The sequence below is a fragment of the Hydrogenovibrio sp. genome (genome assembly GCF_049975065.1).
Classification (GTDB): Bacteria; Pseudomonadota; Gammaproteobacteria; order Thiomicrospirales; family Thiomicrospiraceae; genus Hydrogenovibrio.
In genome coordinates, this window is record NZ_JBNGDN010000134.1 from 1 (window position 1) to 1565 (window position 1565).

2 protein-coding genes are annotated in these 1565 nt (G+C 53.0%); one reads left to right on the forward strand and one right to left on the reverse strand.

Going from position 1 to position 1565, the window contains the following annotated elements:
- Positions 1-557 (reverse strand): pseudouridine synthase (locus ACP5D0_RS10335; protein WP_472365718.1); only part of this gene is annotated, 557 nt, incomplete at its 3' end.
- 112 nt (positions 558-669) lie between these two features.
- Here ACP5D0_RS10335 and ACP5D0_RS10340 point away from each other — a divergent pair.
- Entirely contained in the window at positions 670-1389 is a 720-nt protein-coding gene (locus ACP5D0_RS10340; protein ID WP_472365719.1) for a M48 family metallopeptidase, read from the forward strand.
- Positions 1390-1565: the final 176 nt, after the last annotated feature.

Here is a 1565-nt window from a genome sequence, read left to right on the forward strand (position 1 = left end):
TGCGCGAGTTGTTGGGCGGTTTTCTTATTGTGCGCCAACAGCATCAGGCCGTCGGTGGCTTTGTCGAGACGGTGAATCGGCCAGCAGGGGCGTTGCTGGGGTGCCTTCTCGAAACGGTATTCGCTTTCCACCCAGCGGTACAGGGTGGTGTGGTCGCCCCATTTCGAACCTTGCGACAGCACGCCTTTGGGCTTGTACCAAACGCTGTAGGTCTGTTCGTCCGCCACGAGAACTGGGGTAGGCATCTCGCTGTTCAATACCGCCGGATGGTAGTAAAACGACACCTCGCTGCCGGCTGGGAGGACTTTTTTGGCACGCCGCATTCGGCCAGACCGGGTTAATTTTGGCGGCGTGCCGTTGGTGTCAGGTTTTTTTAACGGTTCGGCCACCCAGACCGCGCCTTGCTGGCAAACGCGTTTTAAGGCTTGATTGGAAAAGACCAGGCCTGGTGGTAAATGCGCTTGCAAGGCATCCAGCAGTGATTGTGCCTGTGTCAGCGTAAAGTGGCATTCAAACGGTGTTTCGGTGGCATTTTCGATGTCGGGTGGTGTGATCATAGGGGCTATTTTACGGGATTGTTAGCCGCAGCGGTGTTGCCATTGCTAAATTGTTGAGGATGACCGTTTTTGCAGTACAATTTGTCGCACTGCAATGAAAGAGTGCAACCGAGTGCAAACATTACAACTGGATACGGAAACCATCGAGGTGGTCAAAACCACCCGCCGCGGGTCGATTGCGCTGAAAGTCGAACCGCATCGCATCGCCCTGATGGTGCCCAGACAACTTTCCGAAACCACCATTGTTTCGCTGGTGGAAAAAGAACGAGATTGGCTGTTACAGCAAATCCGCAAACATCAGGCCGCCATGCCAGCGCAACGGCTGCGATTGAAAGACGACCATGAACTGTGGCTGCTGGGCGAAATAATTCGCTTTAAAGAAGATCATCACACCCCTGTGAACACCCTGTCGGTGGCGTTGGACGGGGCGCATTTGATGGCGTATATGAACACCGCCCGCGCTTTGAAAGACCCGCAAGCCACGCAGCGCAAAAAAGTGGTGCAGTTTTTCAGCGAGCAATTGCACACCTATCTGGCACCGCGTTTGCAGCTGTTTGCCGAGCAAATCGGGGTGCAACCGACTGAAGTGACCATCCGCAATTACAAATCCCGCTGGGGAAGCTGTTACTCCGACGGACGGGTGCAGTTTAACTGGCGCTTGGCAATGGCACCGAAGGATGTGGTGGATTATGTGATTCAGCATGAATTGTGTCATTTGATTCACCCGAATCATTCCGCCGATTACTGGGCGCTGGTGGCACGACATTGCCCGGATTATGCTCAACACAAACAGTGGCTCAAAGCCAATGGCCTAGCGTTGATGGCGTTTTAACTGGAATGCTGAAACCCGCCGCGATGCGGATTCAGTCTGGGCAGCCTTAGAAGAAAGAGAAGGGTTGATTGCGTTGACGTACAAAGGGATAATCCATTGGCGAATTCGGGCTAAAGGGTTAACCGCACTTTAGTTTTTATAAATTTTTCGGGATAGGGTGAACTTTTGGGTGAAAA